At 66.9% G+C, this 26,327-nt stretch carries 30 protein-coding genes; 14 read left to right on the plus strand and 16 right to left on the minus strand.

The window, feature by feature from the left end:
• The first annotated feature begins 28 nt into the window (after positions 1–28).
• Both BWQ93_RS11045 and BWQ93_RS11050 read left to right on the plus strand, forming a co-directional pair.
• The gene (locus tag BWQ93_RS11045) at positions 29–763 is read left to right on the plus strand and encodes a DUF72 domain-containing protein (protein WP_077030594.1); all 735 of its coding nucleotides are present in this window, start codon (positions 29–31) and stop codon (positions 761–763) included.
• Positions 760–1,161 (plus strand): hypothetical protein, encoded by a 402-nt coding sequence (locus BWQ93_RS11050; RefSeq protein ID WP_077030595.1) that lies wholly within the window; start codon positions 760–762, stop codon positions 1,159–1,161. Before BWQ93_RS11045 ends, BWQ93_RS11050 begins: the two co-directional genes overlap by 4 nt.
• 78 nt (positions 1,162–1,239) lie before the next feature.
• Here the strand turns inward: BWQ93_RS11050 and BWQ93_RS11055 are convergent, their stop codons facing one another.
• Positions 1,240–2,028, minus strand: coding sequence for a Coq4 family protein (locus tag BWQ93_RS11055; RefSeq protein ID WP_077030596.1), 789 nt, complete (start codon positions 2,026–2,028; stop codon positions 1,240–1,242).
• A 158-nt stretch (positions 2,029–2,186) separates the two neighbouring features.
• On the opposite strand from BWQ93_RS11055, the gene BWQ93_RS11060 reads away from it, so the two are divergent.
• Positions 2,187–3,431 (plus strand): DUF418 domain-containing protein, encoded by a 1,245-nt coding sequence (locus BWQ93_RS11060; protein ID WP_077030597.1) that lies wholly within the window; start codon positions 2,187–2,189, stop codon positions 3,429–3,431.
• Here the strand turns inward: BWQ93_RS11060 and BWQ93_RS11065 are convergent.
• The 6 genes from BWQ93_RS11065 to panB form a co-directional block, all read right to left on the minus strand.
• On the minus strand, positions 3,428–3,832 hold the full coding sequence (locus tag BWQ93_RS11065; protein WP_077030598.1) for an Hpt domain-containing protein: 405 nt from the start codon (positions 3,830–3,832) through the stop codon (positions 3,428–3,430). The two genes, BWQ93_RS11060 and BWQ93_RS11065, sit on opposite strands and share 4 nt — an antisense overlap.
• A gap of 112 nt (positions 3,833–3,944) precedes the next feature.
• Positions 3,945–4,163, minus strand: coding sequence for a sulfurtransferase TusA family protein (locus BWQ93_RS11070; protein ID WP_077030599.1), 219 nt, complete (start codon positions 4,161–4,163; stop codon positions 3,945–3,947).
• Entirely contained in the window at positions 4,153–5,541 is a 1,389-nt protein-coding gene (gene der / locus BWQ93_RS11075) for a ribosome biogenesis GTPase Der (RefSeq protein WP_077032340.1), read from the minus strand. The genes BWQ93_RS11070 and der overlap by 11 nt, the downstream gene beginning before the upstream one ends.
• A gap of 198 nt (positions 5,542–5,739) precedes the next feature.
• Positions 5,740–7,071: an outer membrane protein assembly factor BamB family protein gene (locus BWQ93_RS11080; protein WP_077030600.1), complete on the minus strand. Its 1,332-nt coding sequence runs from the start codon at positions 7,069–7,071 to the stop codon at positions 5,740–5,742.
• Positions 7,071–7,844: a tetratricopeptide repeat protein gene (locus BWQ93_RS11085; protein ID WP_077030601.1), complete on the minus strand. Its 774-nt coding sequence runs from the start codon at positions 7,842–7,844 to the stop codon at positions 7,071–7,073. The genes BWQ93_RS11080 and BWQ93_RS11085 overlap by 1 nt, the downstream gene beginning before the upstream one ends.
• A gap of 110 nt (positions 7,845–7,954) precedes the next feature.
• Positions 7,955–8,818, minus strand: a complete 864-nt coding sequence (panB, locus tag BWQ93_RS11090) for a 3-methyl-2-oxobutanoate hydroxymethyltransferase (protein WP_077030602.1) — start codon at positions 8,816–8,818, stop codon at positions 7,955–7,957.
• Positions 8,819–8,944: 126 nt separating this feature from the next.
• Between panB and BWQ93_RS11095 the strand changes: the two genes are divergently transcribed.
• The 3 genes from BWQ93_RS11095 to BWQ93_RS11105 are packed head-to-tail and all read left to right on the plus strand — an operon-like array spanning position 8,945 to position 10,073.
• Complete coding sequence (locus BWQ93_RS11095) at positions 8,945–9,367, plus strand: hypothetical protein (protein WP_077030603.1); 423 nt, start codon at positions 8,945–8,947, stop codon at positions 9,365–9,367.
• Between the two features lie 3 nt (positions 9,368–9,370).
• Positions 9,371–9,859 carry a hypothetical protein gene (locus BWQ93_RS11100; RefSeq protein ID WP_232314594.1) on the plus strand — a complete coding sequence of 163 codons (489 nt, stop codon included), beginning with the start codon at positions 9,371–9,373 and terminating at the stop codon, positions 9,857–9,859.
• Positions 9,852–10,073 (plus strand): helix-turn-helix transcriptional regulator, encoded by a 222-nt coding sequence (locus tag BWQ93_RS11105; RefSeq protein ID WP_058810251.1) that lies wholly within the window; start codon positions 9,852–9,854, stop codon positions 10,071–10,073. The genes BWQ93_RS11100 and BWQ93_RS11105 overlap by 8 nt, the downstream gene beginning before the upstream one ends.
• Before the next feature lie 327 nt (positions 10,074–10,400).
• On the opposite strand, the gene BWQ93_RS11110 is transcribed toward BWQ93_RS11105, so the two are convergent.
• The 4 genes from BWQ93_RS11110 to BWQ93_RS11125 are packed head-to-tail and all read right to left on the minus strand — an operon-like array spanning position 10,401 to position 13,473.
• Complete coding sequence (locus BWQ93_RS11110) at positions 10,401–11,339, minus strand: aldo/keto reductase (RefSeq protein WP_077030604.1); 939 nt, start codon at positions 11,337–11,339, stop codon at positions 10,401–10,403.
• On the minus strand, positions 11,336–12,406 hold the full coding sequence (locus tag BWQ93_RS11115; protein WP_077030605.1) for a glycerophosphodiester phosphodiesterase: 1,071 nt from the start codon (positions 12,404–12,406) through the stop codon (positions 11,336–11,338). The genes BWQ93_RS11110 and BWQ93_RS11115 overlap by 4 nt, the downstream gene beginning before the upstream one ends.
• The gene (locus tag BWQ93_RS11120; protein WP_077030606.1) at positions 12,403–12,750 is read right to left on the minus strand and encodes an ArsC family reductase; all 348 of its coding nucleotides are present in this window, start codon (positions 12,748–12,750) and stop codon (positions 12,403–12,405) included. Before BWQ93_RS11120 ends, BWQ93_RS11115 begins: the two co-directional genes overlap by 4 nt.
• Positions 12,751–12,795: 45 nt before the next feature.
• Complete coding sequence (locus BWQ93_RS11125) at positions 12,796–13,473, minus strand: cyclic nucleotide-binding domain-containing protein (protein ID WP_232314595.1); 678 nt, start codon at positions 13,471–13,473, stop codon at positions 12,796–12,798.
• A gap of 242 nt (positions 13,474–13,715) precedes the next feature.
• On the opposite strand from BWQ93_RS11125, the gene BWQ93_RS11130 reads away from it, so the two are divergent.
• On the plus strand, positions 13,716–15,089 hold the full coding sequence (locus BWQ93_RS11130; protein WP_077032342.1) for a class II 3-deoxy-7-phosphoheptulonate synthase: 1,374 nt from the start codon (positions 13,716–13,718) through the stop codon (positions 15,087–15,089).
• Positions 15,090–15,128: 39 nt separating this feature from the next.
• Here the strand turns inward: BWQ93_RS11130 and BWQ93_RS11135 are convergent, their stop codons facing one another.
• Both BWQ93_RS11135 and BWQ93_RS11140 read right to left on the minus strand, forming a co-directional pair.
• A complete protein-coding gene (locus BWQ93_RS11135; protein ID WP_077030608.1) occupies positions 15,129–16,625 on the minus strand; it encodes a M28 family peptidase in 1,497 nt (498 codons plus the stop codon).
• Positions 16,626–16,690: 65 nt separating this feature from the next.
• A complete protein-coding gene (locus BWQ93_RS11140; protein WP_077030609.1) occupies positions 16,691–17,494 on the minus strand; it encodes an HpcH/HpaI aldolase/citrate lyase family protein in 804 nt (267 codons plus the stop codon).
• An 80-nt stretch (positions 17,495–17,574) separates the two neighbouring features.
• On the opposite strand from BWQ93_RS11140, the gene BWQ93_RS11145 reads away from it, so the two are divergent.
• Positions 17,575–18,495, plus strand: coding sequence for an SPFH domain-containing protein (locus BWQ93_RS11145; RefSeq protein WP_077030610.1), 921 nt, complete (start codon positions 17,575–17,577; stop codon positions 18,493–18,495).
• 1 nt (position 18,496) lies between these two features.
• Positions 18,497–18,943 carry an NfeD family protein gene (locus BWQ93_RS11150; RefSeq protein ID WP_077030611.1) on the plus strand — a complete coding sequence of 149 codons (447 nt, stop codon included), beginning with the start codon at positions 18,497–18,499 and terminating at the stop codon, positions 18,941–18,943.
• Positions 18,944–19,081: 138 nt separating this feature from the next.
• Here BWQ93_RS11150 and BWQ93_RS11155 read toward each other — a convergent pair whose 3' ends face one another.
• Together BWQ93_RS11155 and BWQ93_RS11160 are read right to left on the minus strand one after the other, a co-directional pair.
• The gene (locus BWQ93_RS11155) at positions 19,082–19,612 is read right to left on the minus strand and encodes a GNAT family N-acetyltransferase (protein ID WP_077030612.1); all 531 of its coding nucleotides are present in this window, start codon (positions 19,610–19,612) and stop codon (positions 19,082–19,084) included.
• Between the two features lie 115 nt (positions 19,613–19,727).
• Positions 19,728–20,633: a metal-dependent hydrolase gene (locus BWQ93_RS11160; protein WP_077030613.1), complete on the minus strand. Its 906-nt coding sequence runs from the start codon at positions 20,631–20,633 to the stop codon at positions 19,728–19,730.
• Positions 20,634–20,716: 83 nt separating this feature from the next.
• Between BWQ93_RS11160 and BWQ93_RS11165 the strand changes: the two genes are divergently transcribed.
• Complete coding sequence (locus tag BWQ93_RS11165; protein WP_077032343.1) at positions 20,717–21,313, plus strand: TetR/AcrR family transcriptional regulator; 597 nt, start codon at positions 20,717–20,719, stop codon at positions 21,311–21,313.
• 58 nt (positions 21,314–21,371) lie between these two features.
• Here the strand turns inward: BWQ93_RS11165 and BWQ93_RS11170 are convergent, their stop codons facing one another.
• Positions 21,372–21,827 carry a PA2169 family four-helix-bundle protein gene (locus tag BWQ93_RS11170; protein WP_077030614.1) on the minus strand — a complete coding sequence of 152 codons (456 nt, stop codon included), beginning with the start codon at positions 21,825–21,827 and terminating at the stop codon, positions 21,372–21,374.
• Between the two features lie 309 nt (positions 21,828–22,136).
• On the opposite strand from BWQ93_RS11170, the gene obgE reads away from it, so the two are divergent.
• The 4 genes from obgE to BWQ93_RS11190 all read left to right on the plus strand — a co-directional run bounded on the left by obgE (position 22,137) and on the right by BWQ93_RS11190 (position 26,312).
• The gene (gene obgE, locus BWQ93_RS11175) at positions 22,137–23,186 is read left to right on the plus strand and encodes a GTPase ObgE (protein ID WP_077030615.1); all 1,050 of its coding nucleotides are present in this window, start codon (positions 22,137–22,139) and stop codon (positions 23,184–23,186) included.
• A 50-nt stretch (positions 23,187–23,236) separates the two neighbouring features.
• Positions 23,237–24,025, plus strand: a complete 789-nt coding sequence (locus BWQ93_RS11180) for a MipA/OmpV family protein (protein ID WP_077030616.1) — start codon at positions 23,237–23,239, stop codon at positions 24,023–24,025.
• A gap of 266 nt (positions 24,026–24,291) precedes the next feature.
• A complete protein-coding gene (gene proB / locus BWQ93_RS11185) occupies positions 24,292–25,395 on the plus strand; it encodes a glutamate 5-kinase (protein WP_077032344.1) in 1,104 nt (367 codons plus the stop codon).
• Positions 25,396–25,412: 17 nt separating this feature from the next.
• Complete coding sequence (locus tag BWQ93_RS11190) at positions 25,413–26,312, plus strand: NAD-dependent epimerase/dehydratase family protein (RefSeq protein ID WP_077030617.1); 900 nt, start codon at positions 25,413–25,415, stop codon at positions 26,310–26,312.
• Positions 26,313–26,327: the final 15 nt, after the last annotated feature.

Genomic DNA, 26,327 nt, shown 5'->3' on the forward strand with positions numbered 1-26,327 from the left:
TCGCCGGGATGACGGAGGTATTGGCTTGATGAGCATCCACATCGGCATCGGCGGCTGGACCTTCGAACCCTGGCGCGGCACCTTCTACCCCGACAAGCATCCGCAAAAGCGCGAGCTCGAATATGCCGGCCAGCATCTGACCGGGATCGAGATCAACGGCACCTATTACAGCAGCCAGAAACCCGAGACCTTCGCGGGCTGGGCCGCCGCCGTGCCCGACGGCTTCAAGTTCAGCGTCAAGGCCTCGCGCTTCACCACCAACCGAAAGGTGCTGAAGGACGGCGCCGCGTCGATCGAGAAATTCCTGACGCAGGGTCTGACCCGGCTCGGCGACCGGCTCGGCCCGATCCACTGGCAGTTCATGGCAACCAAGAAGTTCGACGCCGACGATTTTGCGGGTTTCCTCGACCTGCTGCCCGACAGCCAGGACGGCGTCCCGCTCCGCCACGCGATCGAAGTGCGCCATGAAAGCTTCCGCGACCCGGCCTTCATCGCCATGCTCCGCGAACGCAACATGGCGGTCGTTTACGCCGACAGCGACGAATTCCCCTGCATCGAAGAACAGACCGCCGACTTCACCTACGCCCGGCTTCAGCGGAGCCAGGAGGATGTCGAGACGGGCTACGACGCCAAGGCGCTCGATAGCTGGGCGAAGCAGGCCATGGACTGGGCCAAGGGGGACCGCGACGTCTTCCTCTTCTTCATCTCGGGCGCCAAGGTCCGCAACCCCGCCGCCGCGCAGGCGCTGATCGCCCGGCTGTGACCACGGGCTACTCGGGCACGCCGCTGGCGAAAAAATTGTCGCTGAAGGACGGGATGACCGCGTGGTTCCACGCAATGCCGGCCAGCGTGCGTGAGGAGATCGGCGAGGTAGCGCTCGACGAACGCGAGGCGCCCGAAGCGGGATTGCAAGCCGCGCATATCTTCACCACCGAGCGCGCCGAACTCACTCGCCTGCTGACCGACCTACGTACGCTGATCGATCCCGGGGGTTTCGTCTGGGTCAGCTGGCCCAAAAAGGCGTCGAAAGTTCCGACCGACATCACAGAAGATGTCATACGCGCCATCTGCCTGCCGATGGGCTGGGTCGACGTGAAGGTCTGCGCGATCGACGCCGTGTGGTCCGGCCTCAAGCTGATGATCCGCAAAGAACTGCGCTGAATCAAAAGAACCCCGGCGAAAGCTGGGACCCATGAAGGTGCAAAGCTGGACCCCGGCTTTCGCCGGGGAGCATTCAACTCAAGCCGCCGCGGCCTGCGACGCAAGGAAATTATACGGATCGATGCCGCGGCTGCGATACGCCCGGTGCGCTTCCTTGTAGAGCGTCGGCTCGCCGATGCCGAGGCGCGCGCGCGCGGCGTCGAGCGGCTCGGCGAGCAATGCGCGAATGTCCTGTTCGATGATCGCCTGCGACGCCTTGCCGTGGCGCTGGCCCTGGCGGATCGCGCCCATCACCGGCGCGTTGCCCTTGACGCGGCGCTTCAGCTCATAACCACCGGCGTAGGCGATGAAGAAATTGCCGTAATTGCCCGTCTGGCCATAGGTGAAGCCGAGGACGCACTGCTCGCCGAGCGCATCGCGGCCATAGCCGGTCAGGATATGGAACAGGTCGTGCGTGTCGCGCAGGCGATTGGCATACCATTGGATCTGGTCGTCGAACTTCGGGCGGCCCATCTTGTCCGCCTCGGCGACGAGCCCCGCGGCCGACAACCCCTCGCGGCGCATGAAGGTGACATAGGCGTGGCCGACCGTGCCTTCGGGCAGTTCGTCGATCCAGCTGTGATCATCGAGCAGGTCCGGGAGATAGGGCTCGCTCGCCATCAGCCGCCGCCCCTTGTCGCTTTCTACGAAGGCGCGCGCGTCGTCCATGAAGCCCTTGCGCGGCAGATTCTCGAAGATGTGGAAGACCTGCTCGGTGTCTTCCTTGTCCTTGATGAGGTTGCGGAAGTGCTGGAACGCCTTCAACGGACGGAACTTAGCCGGCTGGCGGTCGGGGTGGGAGAAGAGGGACGGGATCGTCGGGGTCATGGAGGAAGCCTCGTATCGAATCTTTGCTGATGGCTATCTAGCACTACTGACATAGATGTCAATAGTTGATGAACGGAGGCCCGGCGCCGCAAAGAAACCGCTCGACGCTGCACGGGCGGAACGATAGCTCTACGCCCCGGTCCGGAGGGGGAACGCGCATGACGAACGGCAGTGCGGCGACACGCTATGAAAGCCTCGACGCGATCCGCGGCGTCGCGGTGATGGGCATTTTGGCGATGAACATCGTCGCCTTCGCGCTGCCGATGAGCGCCTATTTCAATCCCGCCGCGGGCGGCCCGCCGAGCGGCAGCGACCTCGCGACCTGGGCGTTCAACTTCGTCTTCGTCGATTCGAAGATGCGCGGGCTCTTCTCGATCCTGTTCGGCGCGAGCACATTGCTCGTCATCGAAAACGCGACCGCGGGCGGGCGCAGCGCCGCGGGCAGTCATTATATGCGCATGCTCTGGCTGCTGCTCTTCGGCCTCGCCCATTATTATTTCATCTGGTTCGGCGATATCCTCTCGCTCTACGCGGTGTGCGGGCTGCTGCTCTTCCTGTTCCGGAACCTCTCGATCCGCGCGCTGCTGATTTGGGCGGGCGTGTTCCTGCTCGTCTCGCTCGCGCTCCTCGGCTCGACCTGGATTTCCTTCGCCGCGCTCGAGGCGGGCCATCTGCCCGCCGCCGATGCCGCGGCGATGCACGAGCAGATGGACCAGTTCAACGCGATGATGGGCCCGAACTCGCCGACCTATGCCCAGGACGTCGCCCATTTCCTCGGCAGCTATGCCCAGATCGCGGGCATGCGTCTGGGCGAAGCCGCGATCGAACCGCTGATCCAGGTCATGCTCTTTTCGTGGGAGACGATGGCGCTGATGCTGATCGGCATGGCGCTCTACAAGTCGCGCATGCTGACCGGCGAATGGAGCGCCGCGCGCTACGCCAAATGGGCGGGCATCTGCTTCGCGATCGCGGCGCCAGTGCTCGCATGGATGGCGTGGCACAGCATCGAAACGGGCTTTGCGACGATGACGGTCTTTTCGACCAGCCTCGTCTTCTCGCTCCCCTTCGACATATTGATGGCGGTCGGCTGGGCAGCGCTGATCATGCTGCTGATCCAGACGCGCGCCAGCCCTTCCGTGCGCGCCCGCCTCGCCGCGACGGGGCGCATGGCCTTCACCAATTACCTTATCACCTCGATCGTCATGACCACGATCTTCTACGGCTATGGACTCGGCCTGTTCGGCAGCGTCGGCCGCGCGCCGCTCTACCTCTTCTGCTTTGGCATGTGGGCCGCGATGCTGCTCTGGTCGAAACCGTGGCTCGCGCGCTTTCATTATGGCCCGCTCGAATGGCTGTGGCGCAGCCTGTCGCGCCTTAGCCTGCAACCGATGCGTAAATCCTAATAACCGACGGCGCGCCCGAAGCCTGCGGGACGCCGCTGGACCAGCGGGTTCGCCTCGCGCTCCAGCTGCTCCAGCGTCTTTTCGAACAGCGGGCGCAGTTCGACGACGCGCGGCAGATATTCCTCGGGGCTGATCTGCGCCTCGACGCAATGGCGCGCGAAGGTTTCGATATCCTCGGCGAGGTCGGCGAGTTTCTCGGCGCCGAACTGGCGCGACTCGCCCTTCAACGTGTGCGCGGGCATGACGAGGCCGCGGGCGTCGCGGGCGCGCATGGCTTCCTCGATCGCGGCGACCGATTTGGTGCCGTCCTCGCGAAAATAGCCTAGAATCCGCACGAAGGCGGCCCCGAGCTGGGTGCGCGTCGCGCGGAATTCATCCCAATCGACCAGGATATCGTCCACTCTTCTGTCCCTTGGCGTTGAAGTCGGCTTGGTCCCGCGCCCGTCATGCCGCGAACCCGGTAAAAAAGCCGTTACGATTCGGCCCCGCCAAGCGAATGCGGCCCGTTTTGGGTCAGCTGCGGCGGACCAGCCAGCGCTCTTCCGTTTCGACCGCCAGCGACCACCCCTGTTCGGCCGCCAGTGCCGCGATCTCGCGCCCCGCCTGCGGGTCGTCGGCGAGCAGGATCACCGCGGCATCGCTACGCATCGCGCGCGCCAGCCGCAGCGCGGGCCAAGGGCAGCGCATGCCGCGCGTGTCGACGGTTGCGACGCTTCCCGCGTCACTCGTCATACGGATTGCGCGAATTGCGGAAATTCAATCGCACCGGTACGCCCTGAAAGCCCAGTTCCTTGCGCATGCCATTGACCAGATAGCGCTCATAGCTGCCGGGCAGCGCGTCGGTGCGTGTGCCGAAGACGACGAAGGTCGGCGGCCGCGTCCGCGCCTGGGTGATATAGCGCAGCTTGATGCGCTTGCCGCCGGGTGCAGGCGGCGGATTGGCGTCGACCGCCGCCTCGAACCAGCGGTTGAGCTTTGCGGTCGAGACGCGGTTGGTCCAGATTTGGCGCTGTTCGAAAGCGACGCGCACCAACGTGTCGATTCCCTTGCCCGTCGCGCCCGAGATGGTGAGCACCGGCACGCCCTTGACCTGGCTCAGTCCGTCGTCGAGCGCACCCCGCACGCCGTTGTACAGCGACGAAGGGTCCTCGGCGACGTCCCATTTGTTGAGCGCGACGATGAGCGCGCGCCCTTCCTGCAGCACCCTGTCGGCGATGCGCAGATCCTGCGCCTCCAGCCCCTTGGTGGCGTCGAGCAACAGCACCACGACCTCGGCGAAATCGACCGCGTGGAGCGCGTCCATCACCGACAGCTTTTCCAGCTTGTCGACCACCTTGGCGCGCTTGCGCATGCCCGCGGTGTCGAACAGCTGGATTTCGTGGATCTCGCCGTCGTCTTCCCATTGCCAATCGACGCGGATCGAATCGCGCGTGATCCCCGCCTCGGGTCCGGTGATCAGCCGGTCTTCGCCGATCATGCGGTTGATCAAAGTCGATTTGCCCGCGTTCGGCCGCCCGACGATCGCGAGCTTCATCGGGCCGAGCGGCGCGTCCTCATCTTCTTCGCCTTCGAGCGCCGGCGGTGCAGCCGCCTCGACCTCCGCGTCGAAGCCCTCGACGATCGGACGCAGCGCATCGAACAGGTCGACGACGCCCTCGCCATGCTCGGCGCTGAGTGCGACCGGATTGTCGAAGCCCAGCGAATAGCTTTCCATCAGGCCATTCTCGCCCTGCTTGCCCTCGGCCTTGTTGACCAGCAGGATGATCGGCGTGTCCTCGCTGCGCAGCCAGCGCGCGATTTCCTCGTCGAGCGGGGTTACCCCCGCGCGGCCGTCGATCATGAACAGCGCAGCATCGGCCCCGCGCACCGCTTTTTCGGTCTGCACGCGCATCCGCCCGGGCAGCGTCGCGGCATCGTCATCCTCGAAACCCGCGGTATCGACGATCGTGAATTTCAGGCCCAGCAGCTCGCCGTCGCCCTCGCGCCGGTCGCGCGTCACCCCAGGCTGGTCGTCGACCAGCGCCAGGCGCTTGCCGACCAGCCGGTTGAACAGCGTCGATTTGCCGACATTGGGCCGGCCGACAATGGCGATCGTCGCGGATCGCGCCATCTGCATTTCCTATCCATGGCCCAACCGACACGGTCGGGGCTCAGCCAGTTCCCATATAGCCGTTTGTCCTGAGGAGCCATTGAACTTGTCGAAATGGCGTCTCGAAGGACCTGGCGCGGCGCCTAGGTCCTTCGAGACGGGTCTTCGACTTCGCTCAGCCCCTCCTCAGGACGAACGGAGCGGGTATCTAAGTTCCGCTCAGCGCCAGGCGGTGATGCGCCCGTCGTCCGCCAGAATATAGAGGACATTGTTTGCGACGATCGGCGGCTGCGACAGCGGCGTGTCGAAGTCGGTCGTCGCCAGCGTCGATCCGTCGGTCGGCGAAAATTCGACCAGCTGGCCCTCGCTGTTCACCGCGATCAGCCGGCCGCCGGCCAGGATCGGGCCGGTCCAGCGGATCGGGTCCTTCTTCTTCTTCTCGGTCTCGACGCGGAAGCGCGACAGCTGCTGCAGCCAGCGCACCTTGCCCGTCGCGCGCGCGACGCACAGCAATTTGGCGTCGTCGGTCATCGCATAGACCCACTCGCCGACGACATAGGGCGTCGAGATACCGGCGATCGAGATTTCCCACGTGCGCTGGCCGGTGACGAGCTCGTAGCTCGCCATGCGCCCGCCCTGCCCCAGCGCGAAGACCCGGCCGCGGTCGATCACCGGATCGGCGTCGACGTCGGAGAGCGTCGACACCGACAGCGCCATCGAGGTGCGCGCCAGCGCGTCTTCCCACAGGTCGCGGCCGTTCTCGTAACGATAGGCCTGGACCTCGCCCGACGAATAGCCCGCGACGATCGTGCCCTGCCCGGCGGCGGGCGAACCCGCGCCGAAGATGCTGCCGGCCTCGAGCGACGCGGTCGCCTGCCACAGCACCGCGCCGTCGGCGGCGTTGAGCGCGATGATCTGATTATCCTGGCTGATCACATAGACCCCGCCGAAGGCAATCGTCGGCGCGCCGCGCAGCGGGCCCGCGGGCTTGACCTTCCACAGCACCGAACCGTCGGCGGCATTGAGCGCCGCGACGTCGCCGACGCCGCTGGTCGCATAGACGACATTGCCGTCGACCGACGCGCCGCCGCCGAACAGCGAATCCTTGAAATCCTTGCCTTCGCTGCCGATCGGCACGCGCCACAGCGCCGATCCGGTGTCGGCCGAAAAGGCATAGACGACGGCGTCGGTGCCGACCGCGAACAGGCGGTTGTCCGACACGACGGGCGCCGAGGCGAGGCGCTGCTTGTTGTTGCCGCCCGCGATGCTCGCCGACCAGATCTGGCTGCGCGACGCGCCGAGCGCAGGGTGGCCCATCGACTTCGACGCATTGCCGCCCGACTGCGCCCAGTTCGCGTTGACCGCGGGTTCGGGCAGCACGACCGCGACGGATGCCGTTGCTGAATCGACCTTGACGCTGTTGTCGTTCGACAGGATCGACACGCGTTCGCCGACCGTCGGAGTCTTCGGCCCGCCGTCGCCCTTGAAGACGCCGCAACCGGCGAGCGACAGGGCCATCAGCGCCGCGCCGGCAAATTTCGCATTACGCATTATTTCTTTTCCTCAGCTGCAGCGGCGGTGGCCGCCTTAGGCGCGACCCCGGCTTGCTTGTCCTTGGCGGCGCTTTCGGCCGCGCGATCCTTGACGGTGTCGACGCCCAACATGCCCGCCATCTGCACCGACCGCGACTGCAGCGACTTGGGCAGATTGGGGGCGTCGGTGATGCGGCCGTACAGCGCACCCGCCTCCTTATACTGGCCGAGTTGGTAATGCGCGATCGCGCTCAGCTCGGCGGCGCTCGAAAAGAAGCTCGACGGCGGGTCCTTGGCATCGACCAGCGGCTTCATCCGCGCGATCACCACCTCGGGCTTCAGCGTGTCGAACTCGAACGCGGTCTGGCGCAACAGTGCCAAGTCACGCAGCGACTGGTCGAGTTTGGTGTCGGCGGCCGCCTTCGCCATCAGCGCCGCGGCGGCTTTCGTATCGCCGCGCTCGGCCTTCATATTCGCCTGCTGGAACAGCGCCGCGGCGCGATAGGCATCGCCGCCGTCGGCTTCCAGCTTAGTCAGATCGGTGGTCGCCGCGGTCGGCTGCCCGGCCTTCGCCTTGTCGAAAGCACCCAGCAGAAGCTCGGCGTTCTCGCCGCGCGCTTCCTCCTGCCGATGGCCCCAATAGAGATAGCCGCCAAAGGCGAGCAGCGCCGCGATCACACCCACGACGATCCAGCGCCCGAACCGCTGCCATATATTGTCGAGCCGATCCTTGCGGACGGCATCGTCCACTTCCTGCATCAGGGCCGCATTGTTCGTCGGGCTCAGCGCCACGCATATCCTCCATGTCCGGACCGCGCGACGGCGCGGCCGGTGGTTTCCTTAGCGACGCGTCCGGAAAAGGCCAAGCTTTTCACTTTGTCGGCGCCACCGCTTCGCCCGGCTTATCCGGCGTAGATCTGATCTTCGGTGGGGAATGAACGGGACCTGACTTCGTCGGCATATTCCTTGACCGCGCCGCCGATGACGCCGGCGAGATCCCCATATTTCTTGACGAACTTGGGCACGCGTTCGAACATGCCCAGCATGTCGTCGGTGACCAGCACCTGGCCATCGCACGCCTTCGAGGCGCCGATGCCGATCGTCGGGCAGGCGACCTTGTTCGTGATCTCGATCGCGATCGATTCGAGCACGCCCTCGATGACGATCGAAAAGGCGCCCGCCTGCGCCACCGCAACCGCATCCTCGACGATCGAACGCGCTTCTTCCGCGCTCTTGCCACGCACGCCATAGCCGCCGAGGATGTTGACCGCCTGCGGGGTCAGCCCGACATGCCCCATCACCGGGATGCCGCGCTGGGTCAGGAATTCGATCGTCGGCGCCAGCACCTTGCCGCCCTCGACCTTCACCGCCGCCGCGCCGGTTTCCTTGAGCAGCCGCGCGGCGTTGTCGAACGCCTGCTGCGGGCTGCCCTCGTAGCTGCCGAACGGCATGTCGACGATCACCGCGGCATGATAGCTGCCGCGCACCACCGCGGCGCCGTGCAGCGCCATCATGTCCATCGTCACGCCGACCGTGTGCGGCAGGCCATAGATCACCTGCGCCAGCGAATCGCCGACCAGCAGCATGTCGCAATGCGGGTCGAGCAGCTGCGCCTGGCGCACCGTATAGGCGGTGAGCATGACGATCGGCTCGCCGCCCTTGCGCTGGCGGATGCGCGGCACCGTCAGGCGCTTCATCGGCTGCGGCGTCGGGTTCGCGCGGCTCGTCGAGGTGTCGAAGGTGAGCGTTTTGGAGGTCGTGGACATGGGTCGGCGGCTTAGCGGCTTAAGCGGGAACGCGAAAGCGGCAAAGCCGGGGCCATGTCATTCCATCTTGACTTCATGTTAAAAATAACAGACATAGAGTTCGAATCACCTGACATGGAGTTTGAAATGGCGTTCCGCGAGAAGATTCACTGGGTCACCTTGGTGACGATGGCCGCTGCCTTTGGCTGGTATTTCCTCGTCTATCCCTGGCAGATCGCCGACAGCCCCGCGGGCGTGTGGGCGACCGCGGGGCTACTCGTGCCCGTCACCATCGCGATCATCGTCGCGATGACGGTTGCGACGGCCTTCCTCGCGATCCGCAACCGCGCCGAGGTCGACCTCAAGGAGGACGAACGCGACCGCAGCTTCCACATGCGCGGCACCCATTATGCCTATTACCCGCTCGTCGTCGGCATCTGGGTCAACATCTTCCTGATCTTCTGGGGCGTCAGCCAGGCGCAGCAGCTCAACATGATGCTCGCGACGCTCGTCGTCGCCGAACTCGTGCGCATCGGCACCCAGCTCTACCTCTATCGCCGGGGCTATTGAACCATGTCCCCCGCGATCCTCGAATCCGCGCGGCAGCTTGCCGACGCCGAACCCGGAGACTCGTCGATGAACTTCCGTGAAAAGACCGCCTGGCTGAACGTCATCGCGATGGCCGCCGCCTATGCCCTCTATTTCGGGCTCCTGCTCTCGGGCCATCCCGCCGGGCGCGAGGTGTTTCCGATGCTGTGGCTGTTCGGGTCGATCGCCATCGCGCATGCGGTCACCGTCATCATCGGCACGATCATCCTCTCGGCGCAGGCGCCGAAGTCGGAGCGCGTGCGTGCCGACGAGCGCGACCGCGCGATCCGCCGCCGCGGGGCGACCGCGGGCTATTATGTGCTGCTGGTGGGGATGATGGTCGTCGGGGTCTATCTGCCCTTCGTCGAGAGCGGGGTGCCGGTCGCGAACGCCGGGCTGTTCGCGATCGTCCTCGCCGAGCTGGTGAACAGCGTCGTCGTGCTGATCAGCTATCGGAGGGGCTGGCATGGCTAGTCTCCCTTTCACCAACGACATCCGCACTTTGCGTTTCCTGGCGGGCGAGATGACGCAGGGCGAGCTCGGCGACCGCGTCGGAGTGACCCGCCAGACGATCGCGGCGATCGAACAGGGCAAATATTCGCCCTCGCTCGAAGTCGCCTTCCGCATCGCGCGCTGCTTCGACAAGCCGCTCGAGGCGGTGTTCCAGTGGACTGACGGGAATAGCTGAGCCGCGCGGCCGCGCCGGCCCGGCATCACGCTCTCCCCGGGGCGGATGCCGGGCCGAATATTTGAGGCGTGGGGAGCGGCGGCTTTGGGGTGGGAAGCTGCCGTAAAGCCCTCTCCCCTTGAGGGGAGAGGATAGCGCAGCTTGCTCCGTCAGGAGCTAGCGAAGCTTGGAGAGGGGTGCTTGGACGCCTCTGGCGGTCGGAAGCCCCTCTCAACTCCGGCTAGGCAGCAAGCTGCCAAGCCTGCGTATCTCTCCCCTCAAGGGGAGAGAGCATAACCCTGCGAACGACAGCTAACGCCCGAATACCTGCCGTCAGCGGTGACGCGATCAGTCCCGCCCCGCCGCGGTCAGCGCCGCGAGCTGCGCGTCGCTCAGCACCAGGTCTTCGGCGCCCATGATCTCATCGAGCTGTTCGGCGCTCGTCGCGCTGGCGATCGGCGCGTTCACGCCCGGCTGCGCGACGACCCAGGCGAGCGCGATCTGCGACAGCGTCGCGCCGGTTTCGGCGGCGACGGCGTCCATCGCCGCGAGCATCGCCGGGCCCTTGCCTTCGATATAGGGTTTGACGCGCGGCCCGCGCGCGCTTTTCCCGATATCGTCTTCGCTGCGATATTTGCCCGACAGATAGCCCGAAGCGAGGCTGAAATAGGTCACGACGCCGAGGCCCTCGGCGATGCACAAATTCTGCAGGGGACCTTCATATTGCCCGCGATCGAGCAGGTTGAGTTCGGGCTGCATCGCGGTGAAGCGCGGCAGGCCCTTCTCGTCGGCGACGCGCAGCACCTCCGCGAGGCGGTCGGCCGAATAGTTGGACGCTCCGATGGCGCTAACGATGCCCGCATCGAGCAATTCGGCAAAGGCGCCGAGCACCTCGTCAAGCGGCACGTCGGGGTCGTCCTTGTGCGCAAAATAGAGGTCGATCGTCTCGACGCCGAGGCGCTCGAGCGAACCCTGCACCGCCTCGCGGATGCGCTCGGGTTTCAGCCCACCGGGCATCATCCCGACCTTGGTCGCGATCAGCACCTGATCCCGCGCGCCGCTTTCCTTCAGCCACGCGCCGATCATGCTTTCGGACTCGCCGCCTTTATGGCCCGGCACCCACGCCGAATAGACGTCGGCGGTGTCGATCATCCCGCCGCCATTTTCCATGAAGCGGTCGAGCACCGCAAAGCTCGCATCGCGCCCCGCGGTCATGCCGAAGACATTGCCGCCGAGCACGAAAGGGCGGATCGAGAGGCCGCTGTTGCCGAGGGGGCGATCAGTCATTCTTTGCCTTTCATCACCGCGGCGGCCTCGCGGCTGTTGTCGCTGAACAGCCCGTCGATGCCAGTCCTGAGATACGCCGAAATCTCGGCACCGAGGTCGCCGTGCCCCGCCGGATCGATCCCCGTCTTGTCGCCCAGCGGCAGGAAATAATTCTCGCGGCGAAAGGTCCAGGGATGGACCTTGAGCCCCGCGGCATGCGCGTCCCTGACCAGGCTGGTCGGATCGCCGAGCGTGCCGAACGCGCCGCGCGGGATCACCATCGCCTTGTTGGGCCCGATGCCGTCGGCATAGGCCGCAACGGCTTTCAGACCGACTGGCGTCGCCATCGCCGCGTAACTGGTTTTGGCGTCGTCGGCGGGCCCGCCCTCGGCGTCCATCAGCTGGATCAGCGGCAGGTCGCTCTTGCCGCGGATCGCTTTCAGGTTCGCGACCTCGAAGCTCTGGATGAACACCGGTGCGCTGCGGCCCTTATAGCCATATTTGCCCAGCGCCGCGAGCAGCGCCGCCTCGTGCGGCAGGCCGATCTTGATGAAATAGCTCGGATGCTTGGTCTCGGGATAGACGCCGATCGGGACCTTGCGTCCCTTGTTGGCCGCGACGAGCAGATCGAGGATCTCGTCGAAGGTCGGCACCTCGTAGCGCCCGTCATAATCGGTCGAGCGGAGCTGCGGCAACCGTTCCTTCGCGCGCAATGTCTTGAGTTCGGCGAGGGTGAAATCCTCGGTGAACCAGCCGGTGAACTCCTGCCCGTCGATCGTCTTCGTCGCCTTGCGCGACGCGAATTCGGGATGGTCGGCGACGTTCGTCGTTTCCGAAATCTCATTCTCGTGCCGCGCGACGAGCACGCCGTCCTTGGTCAAAACCAAGTCGGGCTCGATATAGTCGGCGCCGAGTTCGATCGCGAGCTTGTACGCCTCCAGCGTATGCTCGGGCCGCTCGCCCGAGGCACCGCGGTGCGCGATCAGGATTGCCGGCTGGCCGTCGAGGGTGGGCGCCTGCGCCGCCATCGGCTCAGCTCCGCATGCCGCGAGCAGCAGCGCGAACAGCGCGGCGGGGCGCCGGATCATGCAAAGCGCTGCTGCCACTCGTCGGCCGAAAAGCCCACGCTCACCCCGTCGTCGGTCTCGACCACCGGCCGCTTGATCATCGCGGGCTGCGCGAGCATCAGCGCCTTGGCCTTGCCTGTGTCGAGCCCCGCCTTGTCCGCGTCGGGCAGCTGGCGAAAGGTCGTCCCGGCCTTGTTGAGCAATTTCTCCCAGCCGATCGCATCGATCCAGAATTGCAGCTTCGCGGGGTCGAGCCCGTCCTTGCGAAAATCGTGGAACGCGTGCGGGACGCCCTCCGCATCGAGCCAGCGCCGCGCCTTTTTTACCGTGTCGCAATTGGGAATTCCGTAGAGAGTCAGTACCATGTAAACCCACGCTAGAAGCTGCCGATGACAAATATGCGGCAGACCCTAAGCGATAGGCGGCAAGTCGGCAATGCGAGCGTTGGCGCTGGCGAGCTTGCCGCGCAGCGCGCGCGCGAAACCTTCGTGAAGCGCCGCGGCGATGTCGGGATTGGCGCCGAGATAGGCACGCAGCGCCGCGGCGGGCATGAACCACAGCCGCGCGTTGCTGGCGAGCAGCACCGTGCCCGTCGCATGGCTGCCGTCGAGCACCGTCGCTTCGCCGATCAGCGCGCCGCCGGCAAGCGTGCCGACGTCGACGCCCTCGCGGCGGATCGTCGCGGTGCCGTCGGCGAGGTAGAAGAGGCTGGGCGCCGCCTGGTCCTCGCGGATCAGCACTTCGCCGCGCCGCGCCGAAATCCAGTGGCCATGGTCAATCAGCCGGCGCACGTCGGCTGCGCCGAGCTTATCGAAATGGAGCCGCCGCAGTTCCTGCTCCTCCGGGGTGAAGCGAATCTGGCTATCGCCGATCCGTCCGCGCACCGCCTGCCCGAGATTGATCGCGGCGATGAGGATCACGAGCAGTGAATAGCCGGGGCCCGGCCAGTGGGAGATCGCGATCGGCAGCGCGAAGACTGTGGCGATCGCCAGCCCGATCCGGACATGCACGAGGCGCGCGGCGAAACTGGTCGCGAGGACTGCGAGCAGCGCACCGTACCCCAGCCATGCGGGATCCAAACTCGCCATATCCATCTTTTCGCTATGCAGCCCCTACACCAGGGCCACTAAGTGTATAAGGTTACGGATTGCCGAACGTCCGGCCGCGCTTTCCCCGTCGCCGGCCCCGAAACCATAGCAAACTATCAGTTTTTCGGCGCAAAGAAAAGCATAGGTGCGCAAAAGCGCCGCCGATGCTAATCCAGCTATCCTTGCCTCCCGCGCGGGTTCGCGCCATGACGGCGCGCGATTCGGATTTTGGATTTTTTGGTATGACACAGCAATGGCAGCCGCACAGCTGGCGCTCGCACGAAGCCCGCCAGCTTCCCACCTACAGCGACGACGCCGCGCTCGCCGCGGCCGAGCGCGAGCTGTCGAATTATCCGCCCCTGGTATTTGCCGGCGAAGCGCGCGACCTGACCCGCGATCTCGGCCGCGTTGCCGAGGGCAAGGCCTTCCTGCTGCAGGGCGGCGACTGCGCCGAAAGCTTCGCCGAATTCCATCCGAACAATATCCGCGACACCTTCCGCGTGCTGCTCCAGATGGCGGTCGTGCTGACCTTTGCGTCGAAGATGCCCGTCGTGAAGCTCGGCCGCATGGCGGGGCAGTTCGCAAAGCCGCGCTCGGCCGACATGGAAGAGATCGGCGGGGTCGAACTGCCGAGCTATCGCGGCGACATCATCAACGACATCGCCTTCGAGGCCGAGGGCCGCGCCCCCGATCCGCAGCGCATGGTCAAGGCCTATAACCAGTCGGCGGCGACGCTGAACCTGCTGCGCGCCTTTGCCGGCGGGGGCTATGCCAATCTGCACCAGGTCAACGCCTGGACGCACGACTTCATGGACCGCAGCCCCTGGGCGAAGAAATATCAGGAAACCGCGGCGCGCATTTCCGAGGCGCTCGCCTTCATGGAAGCGTGCGGGGTGACCCCCGAAACGGTGCCGCAGATCAAGGGCACCAGCTTCTACACCAGCCATGAGGCTTTGCTCCTGCCCTATGAGCAGGCGCTGACGCGGCAGGACAGTTTGACCGGCGGCTGGTACGACACCTCAGGCCACTTCCTGTGGGTCGGCGACCGCACCCGCTTCGAGGGTTCGGCGCATATCGAGTACCTCCGCGGCATCGGCAATCCGGTCGGCATGAAATGCGGCCCGAGCCTCGAGCCCGAGGTGCTGCTGCGCCTGCTCGATACGCTCAATCCGAACCATGTCGCGGGGCGCATGACGCTGATCACGCGCTACGGCCACGACAAGATCGAGGCGCATCTGCCCAAGCTGGTGCGCGCGGTGAAGGAATCGGGGCACCCCGTCGTCTGGTCGTGCGACCCGATGCACGGCAATGTCATCAAGACGCCCAACGGTTACAAGACGCGCCCGTTCGAACGCATCCTCGCCGAAGTGCGCGGCTTCTTCGCCGTCCACCGCGCCGAGGGCACACATGGCGGCGGCATCCATATCGAGATGACCGGCCAGAATGTCACCGAATGCACCGGCGGCGCGATGGACGTGACCCAGATGGACCTCGCCGACCGCTATCACACGCATTGCGACCCGCGTTTGAACGCGGGGCAGTCGCTGGAACTGGCGTTTCTGCTGGCCGAGATGCTCAACCAGGAAATGGCCGAGCGGGCAAAGCAGGCGGCCTAAGTCGCGAGATCGCCGCCCCTCTCCGGGGACGGCGCCCCTTTACTTCTCGGTGCCGCTCCAGACCTTCGTATCCGCAAACGCCCGCCCCAGCGCGACGTGCAGGTCGGCGTCCTCCGCCGCGCCGCCGAGCGGGATCGCATCGCTGAAATTGTCGGTCGCGCGGTGATAGTCGCTGCCGAGGAACGCCTCAAGCAGCTTCATGTCCGAAAAGCTGCCGCCGACCATCAGCGACGGCACACCCTTGGCGCCGAGCGCCCAGCCGTCCTGGCGCTGGACGAAGGCGTCGGCCTCGCCATCTTCGTCGAGCTTGCGCCCCAAATCGGTCGAGACCTTGCGGATCACCGCGTCATAGGCCGGGCGCCCGCGCCCGATCGTTGCCACCGGCGTGCCGCGCGGCGAGATCGCGATGGTGTCGATGTTGAGCGCGACGGTGATGTCGGTCAGCGGCACCACCGGATGGTCGGCGAAATAATAGGCGCCGATCAGCCCCTTTTCTTCCGCGGTGGTCACCATGAAATAGATGTCGCGGTCGGGGCGCGGACCCGCCGTCAGGCGCTTGGCGACGGCGTTGAGCACCGCAATGCCGCTCGCATTGTCGACCGCGCCGTTGCAGATGCGGTCGGCGTCGCCCTCTTCGCCGCAGATGCCGAGATGGTCCCAATGGCCGAGGAACAGCACCGCCTTGCCGTCGGGCTTGGCGCCGAGCAGCTTGGCGATGACGTTATGGCTCGCGAAGGGGCGCACTGTCGTCGTCGCCGACAGATCGGCGGTCAGCGGCAACGCGAGGCCGCGGTAATCGGCGCTCTTGGCTGCGGTCAGCGCGCCCTCGGCCTGCTTGCCGAGCAGCGTCTGGAGCGCGGGCTGCGCGATAAAGCCGCTCGCCTGCGCCCCCGGCTTGGCGCTCGCGAGGCGCACCGTCTTGCTGCCGAGCGAGGCGCTGAGGTTCTCCCACGACATGCTGTCCGGCGCGACCACCAGCACCGCCGCGGCGCCGGCATCGGCGAGCATCTGGCGCCGCTCGCGGTAGCGCGGCAGCTTCTCGCCGAAGGGCGCATTTTCGTATAGCAGGATCGCGAGCTTACCCGCGACATCGGCATTGACCTTGCCCCCGGCGTCGACGCCATAGCCCACGAAGACGACGGGCACATCAGCCAGCGCCAGCGACGGGTCACGTCCGGTCAGGATCAGGCTGTCGGCGGCAAGCTTGACCTCGCGGCCCTTGGCCTTGAACTGGACGCTGCCATCGACCGACTGGCTTTCGACCAGCGGCACCGGCTGCAGCCAAGGCGTCGCGCTGCCCGGCACGGGTTCGAGCCCCAGCTTCGCCCATTGGCCGACGATCCACGCGATGGTGCGGTCCTCGCCTTCGGTCCCCGGCGCGCGCCCCTCGAAGGCATCGCTTGCGAGGACGCTGATGTCGGCGGCAAGCTCAGCCTCGGTGACCGGGGCATCGACGGGCTTGGCGTGGACGGTGGGGGCGGCGAAGGCCAGGAGGGCGACGGCCGCGATCGCGGCGCGAAATTTAGTTGCGTGCATGGGCGCGCGGCATGGCACGACCGCGAAAGCCGGGCAAGACGCGTTCGTCGAAAGCAGCGGGTCGTCTATCGCCCCGCCCGCTCGATCAGCGCCCTTGCCGCCGCGACGTGCATGTCCTCGATCATCCGCCCCTCGTGCCGCTGCGCGCCGCCGGTGGCGGCCGCAACCAGCGCCTCGGCGGCAGCAATCTCGCGCGCCGACGGCGCGAAGGCGGCGTTGCACGGGTCGACCTGCGACGGATGGATCAGCGTCTTGCCGTCGAAGCCCAGCCGCCGCCCCTCGCCCGCCTCGGTGGCGAAACCCCCGGCATCATCGATCTTGTTATAGACGCCGTCGAAACACCATACCCCGACCGCGCGCGCGGCAAGGACAATGGCCTGTATCGCGTGGCTCATCGCGCCGCGGTCCATGCCATCGGGCAATTTGAGTTCGTGCGCGAGGTCGTTGAGCCCCGCGATCAGCCCCGCGACCGACGCATCGGCGGCGATGTCGCGCGCGGCGTAGATCGCGGCCGGCGTCTCGATCATCGCGAGCAGCGGCAAACCCAGCCCGCGCGCGGGCTCGAGATCGGCGATCGCATCGACCTTGGGCAGCACGACCGCATCGATCGTCAACCCCGCGACCGCGTTGATGTCCGCCGCCTGATGCTCGCTGCCCGTGCCGTTGATCCGCACCGCGACGCGCTTGCCGGGAAAGCCCGCCATCACCGCCGCGCGCATCGCCTCGCGCGCCTCGGCCTTGCGCTCGGCGGGCACCGCGTCCTCGAGGTCGACGATCAGCATGTCGGCGGCGAGCCCGCCCGCCTTTTCAAGCGCGCGCGCGTTCGAGCCGGGGACATAGAGGAGCGAGCGGGGGGTGAAGTCGGCCATGCGCTTTTGTCTGGCGCAAAGGGCCCAAAGCCGCAATAAAGAAGGACTTGCAGGTGGATATTTGCGGAGGGGGATGAACGATGGGTTATGTGGCGATTGCCGGGGTCGTACTGGCGCTGGTGTTCGTACTGTGGGCGCTGACGCCCGTGCGGCAGGGCTATGCCTATACGATCGAGCGGTTCGGACGCTTTACCCACACCGCGCAGCCCGGCCTCAACTTCATCATGCCGATCTTCGACCGCGTCGGGCGCAAGGTGAACATGATGGAGCAGGTGCTCGACATCCCGGGCCAGGAAATCATCACCAAGGACAATGCGATGGTCGCGGTCGACGGCGTTGTCTTTTTCCAGGTGCTCGACGCCGCGAAGGCCGCCTATGAAGTCAGCGACCTCTATCTCGCGATCATGAACCTGACGACGACGAACCTGCGCACCGTCATGGGCTCGATGGACCTCGACGAGACGCTGTCGAAGCGCGACGAGATCAACACCCGCCTGCTGCACGTCGTCGATGATGCAACGACGCCGTGGGGAGTCAAGATCACCCGCGTCGAGATCAAGGACATCCGCCCGCCCGCCGACATTTCGAACGCGATGGCGCGGCAGATGAAGGCCGAGCGCGAGAAGCGCGCCAACATCCTCGAGGCCGAGGGCATGCGAGCGTCGGAAATCCTGCGCGCCGAGGGCGAGAAGCAGGGCCAGATCCTGCAGGCCGAGGGCCGCCGCGAGGCCGCCTTCCGCGACGCCGAGGCGCGCGAGCGCGAGGCCGAGGCCGAAGCCAAGGCGACGCAGATGGTGTCCGACGCGATAGCCGGCGGCAACGCGCAGGCGATCAATTACTTCATCGCGCAGAAATATGTCGAGGCCGTCAGCCAGTTCGCGACCAGCCCCAATGCCAAGACGATCCTCTTCCCCGTCGAGGCGACGCAGCTGATCGGCACGCTCGGCGGTATCGGCGAGCTTGCCAAGGACGCGCTGGCGAGCCGCAACGGGGGGCAGTGAGATGCCCGACTGGCTGGCCAATCTCGACCCCCACTGGGCGTGGCTCGCGCTCGGCGTGCTGCTCTGCGCTGCCGAGATCGTCGCGCCGGGCTTTTTCCTCGTCTGGCTCGGCGCCGCGGCGATCGCCACCGGGCTGCTCGCCTGGGTGCTGCCGATCGGCATCCCGCTGCAGCTCGTCATCTTCGCGATCCTGTCCTTCGTCGCGCTCTACACGACTCGCCGCTGGCTGAAGGCGAACCCGATCACGACCACCGACCCGCACCTCAACCAGCGCGGCGCCCGGCTGGTCGGCGAAGTGCTGACGCTGACCCGCAGCATCGAAAACGGCCGCGGCCGCGCGAAAGTCGGCGACGGCGAATGGCCGGTGCGCGGGCCTGACGCGGCCGAAGGGACGAAGGTGCGGGTGGTGAGCGCCGACGGCGGCGTGCTGGTGGTGGAGCTGGCCTGACCCTCAATCCTCCCCGCTCGCGGGGAGGTGGCAGCGCGTAGCGCTGACGGAGGGGGCTATTGAGGCTTGCCGACGCTGCGCGAGAACGAAAACCCCCTCCACCGCTTCGCGGTCCCCCTCCCCGCAGGCGGGGAGGATTTATCCGCCCCGCACGCGCGCATAGATATTCACCACCTCGGCCAGTACGTCGCTCTCGCCGATCGGCACAAACCCCAGCTTCGCTGCGACGCGCTCCGATGCGCCATGCCCAGGCTCGATGATGCAGCGCACCTCCGCCGCGTCGAGGTAGGCATCGGCCCACGCCAGCACCGCGCCCATCGCCTCGGTCGCGAGGCCGCCGCCCCAATGGTCGGCGTCGAAGGCCCAGCCGGCCTCGGGCTGGCCCTCCAGTTCCAGGATGCCGCGGGCGAAATAGGAAAGCCCGCCCATGCCGATCAATTTATCGGTAACCTTATCGGCGAACACCCAATAGCCATAGCCCATCACCGGCCACAGCCCGGCGGCCGACAGGAATTTGCCCCAGCTGACGTCGGGCGCGCGGGGCTCGCCGCCGATGAAGCGCGTCACGCGCTCGTCGGCCCACATCGCGATATGGTCAGCCTTGTCGGAGAGGCGATGTTCGCGCAGGCGCAGGCGCGGGGTCTCGATGATCGGGGGCGATGTGAACATCGCGCCGGGCTAACAGCGTGCTTGCCCCGCGACAAGCCGCGCGGTTCCCGCGAAGGCGAAGCCCCGAATATGGGGAGAGAGAGAGCCCTTTGGAGGCTCCGCCTTCGCGAGCCCGTCAGGCGGCGGCCGCCGCCAATTCCTCGCGCGCCGGTGCCGAGGCCGAGCTATGCTGCGGCATCACCGCATCGGCATAATCGCTTTCATGGAGCTTGATCAGCGCGCGGTCATCGTGGTTCCACGGGTGGAAGCCCGGCAGGAAATAGCTGAGCCAGGGCAGGAAGCTGCGGCGCAGCACCCCGGGCTTGCCGAGCAGATACCACCAGATGCGCGCGGTGACGCGCCAGCCGGTCAGCCCATCCTGCTTCAGCAGCGCCTTCATCCCCTTGACGCGCTTCGGCCAGAAGCGGCTGGTGACCAGCAGCATCATGATCGACTTGGCGCGCCAGCGGCGGAAACGGTTCCAGTCCTTCGTCGCATGCAGCCAGGTGTCGTAAGCGACGCCCTTGTGCTCGATCTCCTCGATCGCGTGCCATTTCCACAAGGCGGCCCATTCGGGCTCGGCCCCCGCGTACATCTTGGGGTCCTTCAGCATCACCGCCGCCATCATCGCGGTATAATGTTCGAGCGCGATCGTCGCCATCAGGTTGACGATCTGCGGGCGCTGCTTGATCAGGTCGAGCACCTGGTTGACGTCGTTCTCGAGTTCGCTGAGGTCGTAACCCGCCTCCGCCGCCTTCTTGTTGAAAACGACATGCTCGCGGCTGTGGATCACCTCCTGCTGGGTGAAGGCGCGGATTTCGCGCGCCAATTTATCGGGCACGCCCTCGCGGTGCGCCTTCACCGCTTCGATGAACATCGCCTCGCCGCGCGGGAAGGTGACCGACAGCGCGGTGTGGAAGGCCGAGGCGATCGGGTCGCCGTTCAGCCACCAGCGGCCCTGCCGGTCGTCGCGGCCGAAGCGCATGTCGCGCGGGGTGATGGCAAGGTCGGCGGGGGTCGGGTTGTGGGAAAGACTGGACATATGGGCTGCACCGTCGAAAAGGAGAGGAAGGGCGTGGGGACGTCCTATGGGGTGAATGTTAAAGGTTACTTACAGTGGTGTCAATAGTAGCAAAAAAGCGCCTGAGCCCCGAGGAGAGCCGGTCGGCGGCGCTCGAGGCGGCGCGGACGATATTGGTCGAGATGGGGCCCGCGGCGGTCACTTTAAAAGCGGTGGCGGCGCGGATCGACCGCACCCACGCCAATCTGCTCCACCATTTCGGCAGCGCCGCGGGGCTGCAAAAAGCGCTCGCAGCCTATCAGGCCGAAACCGTCTGCGCGACGATCGGCAGGAAGATGGCCGAATCGCCACCGGGCGAGCGCAATGTGCGCGAGATCGTCGACCTCGCCTTCGACGCGTTCAACGAAGGGGGCGCGGGCGCGCTCGCGACGTGGATGGCGGCGACGGGCAACGAAGACGCGCTCGACCCGATCGTCGAGGCGATCCATCGGCTGATCGACGGCATGGCCCCCGACGCGCATGAAAAGCGCCTGATGCACGAGGATACGCTGGCGCTGGTGCTGATGGCGCTCGGCGACGCCCAGCTCGGCGGGCCCATGGCCGAGGCGCTCGACCTGCCGCGCGACACCTCGCGCGTGCTCGCGACCGAACTGATCACCGGGCGCATCGCCAAATTCTGGGCCGAGCACGGCGGAAAATGAGAAACGGCGGCCCCGGTTTACCGGGACCGCCGTTCCTTGTCGTCCAGCGGGAGCCGGATTAACTGGCGTTGAGCTGGTGCTTGAGCGCCGACATCTGGTCATGGCCTTCGCGGACCGAGGTGAACCCCGTCTGGATCAATTGGCGAACCGACGGATCGAGATCGTCGTCCTTCAGCGCGCTTTCGAACTTCGCCTTGATATGGTCTTCGCCGCGCTCGACTTCGGCGACGACCGCCTTGTCGTTGCGGTCCCCGGTCAGCGCGTCGCGAAGGCCAAGGAAGGCGCGATGCGCCGACGCGAGCACCGTGCCGTCGTCCTCGGGATTGCCGCCGAGTTCGCGAACCTTGGCCTGAAACTGGGTCGCGACCGCCTGCCGCTCGTTCGCACGGCTCAGAAACTGATCCTTGAACTGCGCGGCATTGGCCTCTTCGGCGGCCTTGCGATAGCCGTCGACGCTGTCGAGCGTCGTCGCGATGAGCGAATTGAGCGTGCTGACGTTCTTGTTGTCAAACATTTGAAATCCTTTCGGGAAAAACGATACCGACGATAGCCGGCATCTTGGCAGCCCAACGACCGGCAGCGCGCAAAGTTGCCTCGGCCCGGCGCCGCGGCGATGCGTTTCGCCGATCCGCGCGCGCCGCGATGACAAAACTGGCAATATCCGGCCGAAGGCGCTAAGGCGCCGCCTTCCCCACCCCGTTCGCATCGAGCGAAGTCGAGATGCCGCTCGGCTTGGCGCCGTGCTGCGGGGTGTCTCGACTTCGCTCGACACGAGCGGGTTGTGAGGTTTAGTTCCAGCTTCCCGCGCCCAAAGGCCCCCGCCATGCATTTCCTCGACCAAGCCAAGATCTTCATCAAGTCCGGCGATGGCGGCCCCGGCGCCGTGTCGTTCCGGCGCGAGAAATATGTCGAATATGGCGGACCGGACGGCGGCAACGGCGGCAAGGGCGGCGACGTGATCTTCGAGGCGGTCGCGGGGCTCAACACGCTCATCGACTTTCGCTACACTCAGCATTTCAAGGCCAAGCGCGGCACCCCCGGCGCGGGCCGCGACCGCACCGGCGCGGGCGGCCCCGACCTCGTCATCCAGGTGCCGATCGGCACGCAGATATTGGACGACGATGAGGAGCGCAGCCTGCTCGCCGACCTCACCAAGGAGGGCGAACGCCTTGTCTTCCTGCGCGGCGGCGACGGCGGGCGCGGCAACGCGAGCTACAAGACCAGCACCAACCGCGCCCCGCGCCAGCACGGTCCGGGTTGGCCGGGCGAGGAAATGTGGGTGTGGCTGCGCCTCAAGCTGCTCGCCGACGCAGGGCTCGTCGGCCTGCCCAACGCGGGCAAATCGACCTTCATCAACGCGGTGAGCAATGCGCAGGCCAAGGTCGGCGCTTATGCCTTCACCACGCTCCGCCCCCAGCTCGGCGTCGTCAGCCACAAGGGCAATGAGTTCGTCGTCGCCGACATTCCGGGCCTGATCGAGGGTGCCGCCGACGGTGCCGGCGTCGGCGACCGCTTCCTCGGCCATATCGAGCGCTGCCGCGTGCTGCTCCATCTCGTCGACGCCAATGACGCGGATGTCGCGACCAGCTTCCGCATCGTGCGCGACGAGCTCGAGGCCTATGGCGCCGACCTGATCGACAAGCCTGTGATCGTGGCGCTCAACAAGATCGACACGCTCGACGACGAACTGGTCGCCGCGCTCTCCGCCGAACTCGCCGAGGAAAGCGGCCACCCCGTGATGGCGCTGTCGGGCGCGAGCGGCGCGGGCCTCGAACCCGTGCTCGACAAATTGCTCGAGATCATCGCCGGCGACAAGGCGGGCGAAGACCCCGAGGACGACGGCAACGGCGACCGCGGATGGTCGCCAGTTTAGGAACGATGCGCGCCGCGGCGGATTGACCTAGGAACATCAAGGAGTTCCGTATGGCCATCCGCCGCATCGCCCTCGCCGCCCTTCCCCTGATCGCGCTCGCAATCCCGGCCCATGCCCAGGAGGACGGCGAAGCGCCCAAGCGCACCCGCATCATCCTCGGCCCGCAACTCGCGCCGTCGTGGCCCGGCGCCGACCAATATTCGATCGGCCCCTATGTCGACCTGTCGCGCGAGCGCGTCGGCACCGAATTCACCTTCGAGGCCGCCGACGAAAGCTTCGGTGCGCCGCTGATCCAGAGCGGCAAATTCGCCTTCGGCCCAGCCTTCGGCTTCGTCGGCAAGCGTACCGCCGCCGATGTCGGCGCGAACCTGCCCAAGGTCGGGCTGACGATCGAGGCGGGTGGCTTCGCGCAGGTGTCGCCAACGCCCAGCTTCCGCCTCCGCGCCGAAGCGCGGCGCGGCCTCGGCGGCCATGATGGTTTCGTCGGCGAAGTCAGCGCCGACTATATCGCGCGCGACGGCGACGACTGGCTCTTCTCGATCGGCCCGCGCGTCACGCTGGGCGACGGAAGATATCAGCGCGCCTATTTCGGGGTCAGTCCGGCCGCGGCAGCCACGTCGGGACTTCCGGCTTACGACCTCGACGGCGGCATCCATGCCGTCGGCCTGACCGCCGGCTACCTCCGGCAATTGAGCCCGAACTGGGGTTTCGCCGTCTACGGCCGCTACGACCGTCTCGTCGGCGACGCCGCGCGTTCGCCGATCGTGCGCCAGCTCGGCTCGCGCGACCAGCCATCGGTCGGCGTGGCGCTCAGCTACACCTTCGGCGGCGAACGCTAAGGCGACGGGTTTCGGGCGGCGGTAATCTTAATCCTCCCTGTCGCGAAGCGATGGGGAGGGGGACCGCCGCCGCAGGCGGTGGTGGGGGGGTGGCGGGCTGAAGCCGACGCCCAAGGCCTCGACCCCTCCCCCATGCTTCGCATGGTCCCCCTCCCCACGGCTTCGCCGCAGGGAGGATTAAGAGCGTCCGCTCCCCACCCCAAAGCCGCCGCATCGCCCCTATATTCGCATTGGCGCCGCGCATTTGCCGCGCTATCGGCGGCGGCATGTTGTTTGCCCCCGCCTCCTGCTCCCGCCTGATCGTCAAGATCGGCTCGGCGCTGCTCGTCGATCCGGACGGCGCGGTGCGGCGCGACTGGCTGGCGGGGATCGCCGCCGACATCGCGGCACGGACCAAGGCGGGCCAGCAGGTCGCGGTCGTCTCGTCGGGCGCGATCGCGCTGGGCGCGCGCCGGCTCGGGCTCGCCAAGGGTGGCCGCGCGACCCTCGAGGATGCGCAGGCGGCCGCCGCGACCGGGCAGATCGCGCTCAGCCAGGTCTGGGCCGAGGTGCTCGGCGCCGAAGGCCTCACCGCGGCGCAGATGCTGGTCACGCTAGACGACCTCGAGCATCGCCGTCGCTATCTCAACGCGGCCGCGACGCTGGGTCGCCTGCTCGGCCTCGGCGTCGTGCCGATCATCAACGAGAATGACAGCGTCGCGACCGAGGAAATCCGTTTCGGCGACAACGACCGGCTCGCGGCGCGCGTCGCGCAGGCGGCGGCGGCGGGCGGGGTGATCCTGCTCAGCGATATCGACGGCCTCTACGACCGCAACCCTGCGCAGCCGGGCGCGCAGCATATCGCGCGCATCGAGCGCATCGACGCAAGCATCGAGGCGATGGCCGACAGCGGATCGGCGTCGGGCATGGGGTCGGGCGGCATGGTGTCGAAGATCGCGGCGGCGCGCATCGCCAACGCCGCCGGCGCGCATCTCGCCATCGTGTCGGGCCATATCGACCGCCCGCTGTCCACCGAGGCGCGCCACAGCCTGTTCGTCGCCGAAAAGGGCGCGAGTGCGCGCAAGGCCTGGCTCGCGGGCGGGCTGACCGCCAAGGGCCGGCTGACCATCGACGCCGGCGCGGCGAAGGCGCTGCAGGGCGGCGCGAGCCTGCTGGCGGCAGGGGTCACCGCGGCGTCGGGACATTTCGCGCGCGGCGACATCCTCGACATCGCCGGCCCCGACGGCCGCGTCGTCGCGCGCGGCCTGTCCGAATATCCCGACGCCGACGCGGCCGCGATCCTCGGCCTCGGCCGCGACGCGCAGGAGGCCGCGCTCGGCTATGCCCCGCGCACCGCGATGGTCCACCGCGACCATATGGTGCTGCTGTGACCACCCCCACCCTCGCGATGACCGGCGCGACCGGCTTTGTCGGCGGCGCAACCTTGCGCCACGCATTGGAGCAGGGCTGGCACGTCCGCGCGCTCACCCGCCGCCCGCAGCCCGCGCGCGAGGGCGTGACCTGGATCATGGGCGCGCTCGACCAGCCGGACAGCCTCGCCGAAATGGCAGCGGGCAGCGACGCGGTGATGCATATCGCGGGCGTCGTGAACGTGCCCACCCGCGCCGCCTTCGAGGCGGGCAACGCCACCGCGACGAGCAACGTCGTCGACGCCGCCCGCGGCGCCGGGATCGCGCGTTTCGTCCATGTCTCGTCACTCGCCGCGCGCGAGCCCGACATTTCGAACTACAGCTGGTCGAAGGCGCGCGCCGAGACAATCGTCAAGGCGAGCGGGCTCGACTGGACGATCGTGCGACCGCCCGCGGTGTTCGGCCCCGGCGATACCGAGATGCTCGACCTGTTCCGCATGGCGCGGCGCGGCATCGCGCTGCTGCCCCCGGCGGGGCGCATGTCGGCGATCTATGTGGATGAACTCGCGCATCTGCTCGTCGCGCTCGCGACCGACCGCGATGCGAGCATCGGCCAGACCTACGAACCCGACGACGGCAAGCCCGGCGGCTGGTCGCACCGTAGCTTTGCGCGGATGATCGGTCGCGCGGTCGGGCGCAGCCATGTCTCGACGCTGTCGGTGCCCGCCGCGGTGCTCAAGGCGGGCGGGCGGCTCGACAAGCTGGTGCGCCGCGGCCGCGCCAAGCTGACCCCCGACCGCGCGCGCTACATCGCGCACCCCGACTGGGTCGCCGCCACCGGCGCATGCCCGCCGCCCGAGCTGTGGCGCCCTGGACGCGACACGGGCGAGACGCTGGCCGAGACGGTGCGCTGGTATCGAAAAGAGGGGTGGCTCTGACCGGCAGACGCCGTT

Origin of the sequence: Sphingopyxis sp. QXT-31 (assembly GCF_001984035.1) — a bacterium.
GTDB lineage: Bacteria > Pseudomonadota > Alphaproteobacteria > Sphingomonadales > Sphingomonadaceae > Sphingopyxis.

What these genes read in the sequence shown, in the direction of transcription:
- BWQ93_RS11055 (WP_077030596.1), bottom strand. Translation starts at nt 2,028, where the DNA reads ATGACCCCGACGATCCCGTCCCTCTTCTCCCACCCCGACCGCCAGCCG.
- BWQ93_RS11080 (WP_077030600.1), bottom strand. Translation starts at nt 7,071, where the DNA reads ATGCGTAATGCGAAATTTGCCGGCGCGGCGCTGATGGCCCTGTCGCTC.
- BWQ93_RS11120 (WP_077030606.1), bottom strand. Translation starts at nt 12,750, where the DNA reads ATGGTACTGACTCTCTACGGAATTCCCAATTGCGACACGGTAAAAAAG.
- BWQ93_RS11160 (WP_077030613.1), bottom strand. Translation starts at nt 20,633, where the DNA reads ATGTCCAGTCTTTCCCACAACCCGACCCCCGCCGACCTTGCCATCACC.
- BWQ93_RS11070 (WP_077030599.1), bottom strand. Translation starts at nt 4,163, where the DNA reads ATGACGAGTGACGCGGGAAGCGTCGCAACCGTCGACACGCGCGGCATG.
- BWQ93_RS11130 (WP_077032342.1), top strand. Translation starts at nt 13,716, where the DNA reads ATGACACAGCAATGGCAGCCGCACAGCTGGCGCTCGCACGAAGCCCGC.
- BWQ93_RS11060 (WP_077030597.1), top strand. Translation starts at nt 2,187, where the DNA reads ATGACGAACGGCAGTGCGGCGACACGCTATGAAAGCCTCGACGCGATC.
- BWQ93_RS11095 (WP_077030603.1), top strand. Translation starts at nt 8,945, where the DNA reads ATGGCGTTCCGCGAGAAGATTCACTGGGTCACCTTGGTGACGATGGCC.
- BWQ93_RS11115 (WP_077030605.1), bottom strand. Translation starts at nt 12,406, where the DNA reads ATGATCCGGCGCCCCGCCGCGCTGTTCGCGCTGCTGCTCGCGGCATGC.
- BWQ93_RS11100 (WP_232314594.1), top strand. Translation starts at nt 9,371, where the DNA reads ATGTCCCCCGCGATCCTCGAATCCGCGCGGCAGCTTGCCGACGCCGAA.
- BWQ93_RS11105 (WP_058810251.1), top strand. Translation starts at nt 9,852, where the DNA reads ATGGCTAGTCTCCCTTTCACCAACGACATCCGCACTTTGCGTTTCCTG.
- BWQ93_RS11145 (WP_077030610.1), top strand. Translation starts at nt 17,575, where the DNA reads ATGGGTTATGTGGCGATTGCCGGGGTCGTACTGGCGCTGGTGTTCGTA.
- BWQ93_RS11180 (WP_077030616.1), top strand. Translation starts at nt 23,237, where the DNA reads ATGGCCATCCGCCGCATCGCCCTCGCCGCCCTTCCCCTGATCGCGCTC.
- BWQ93_RS11150 (WP_077030611.1), top strand. Translation starts at nt 18,497, where the DNA reads ATGCCCGACTGGCTGGCCAATCTCGACCCCCACTGGGCGTGGCTCGCG.
- proB (WP_077032344.1), top strand. Translation starts at nt 24,292, where the DNA reads ATGTTGTTTGCCCCCGCCTCCTGCTCCCGCCTGATCGTCAAGATCGGC.
- BWQ93_RS11045 (WP_077030594.1), top strand. Translation starts at nt 29, where the DNA reads ATGAGCATCCACATCGGCATCGGCGGCTGGACCTTCGAACCCTGGCGC.
- panB (WP_077030602.1), bottom strand. Translation starts at nt 8,818, where the DNA reads ATGTCCACGACCTCCAAAACGCTCACCTTCGACACCTCGACGAGCCGC.
- obgE (WP_077030615.1), top strand. Translation starts at nt 22,137, where the DNA reads ATGCATTTCCTCGACCAAGCCAAGATCTTCATCAAGTCCGGCGATGGC.
- BWQ93_RS11140 (WP_077030609.1), bottom strand. Translation starts at nt 17,494, where the DNA reads ATGGCCGACTTCACCCCCCGCTCGCTCCTCTATGTCCCCGGCTCGAAC.
- BWQ93_RS11110 (WP_077030604.1), bottom strand. Translation starts at nt 11,339, where the DNA reads ATGACTGATCGCCCCCTCGGCAACAGCGGCCTCTCGATCCGCCCTTTC.
- BWQ93_RS11190 (WP_077030617.1), top strand. Translation starts at nt 25,413, where the DNA reads ATGACCGGCGCGACCGGCTTTGTCGGCGGCGCAACCTTGCGCCACGCA.
- BWQ93_RS11125 (WP_232314595.1), bottom strand. Translation starts at nt 13,473, where the DNA reads ATGGCGAGTTTGGATCCCGCATGGCTGGGGTACGGTGCGCTGCTCGCA.
- BWQ93_RS11170 (WP_077030614.1), bottom strand. Translation starts at nt 21,827, where the DNA reads ATGTTTGACAACAAGAACGTCAGCACGCTCAATTCGCTCATCGCGACG.
- BWQ93_RS11135 (WP_077030608.1), bottom strand. Translation starts at nt 16,625, where the DNA reads ATGCACGCAACTAAATTTCGCGCCGCGATCGCGGCCGTCGCCCTCCTG.
- BWQ93_RS11155 (WP_077030612.1), bottom strand. Translation starts at nt 19,612, where the DNA reads ATGTTCACATCGCCCCCGATCATCGAGACCCCGCGCCTGCGCCTGCGC.
- der (WP_077032340.1), bottom strand. Translation starts at nt 5,541, where the DNA reads ATGGCGCGATCCGCGACGATCGCCATTGTCGGCCGGCCCAATGTCGGC.